Here is a 216-nt window from a genome sequence, read left to right on the forward strand (position 1 = left end):
TCAGGAGAACATCTGCCCTTTGAAGTCACTGTCCTGTCCCGCAGTCAGATGAAGCCGGACCGGTCGGCCCTGACCATCGCACACGGCATGGAGTTTTGAGTTCAGGCCGTCTTTCGTGCATCCGATATGCGGGGAAAAACCCCTTTTTAAACAAAGAGGCTGCTGTCCGGCGTGCTTTCAGATGTGTCGCATCAATCATCAGACGCTTCGAACGGC

Annotated in this window: 1 pseudogene; it reads right to left on the reverse strand. The window is 54.6% G+C overall.

What is annotated here, in order from left to right:
* Nucleotides 1-15: 15 nt before the first annotated feature.
* Nucleotides 16-216 (reverse strand): annotated as a pseudogene (locus DY926_RS17860) (IS5/IS1182 family transposase); the annotation flags it as partial.

The organism is Komagataeibacter melaceti, from assembly GCF_003403295.1.
GTDB classification, from domain to species: Bacteria; Pseudomonadota; Alphaproteobacteria; order Acetobacterales; family Acetobacteraceae; genus Komagataeibacter; species Komagataeibacter melaceti.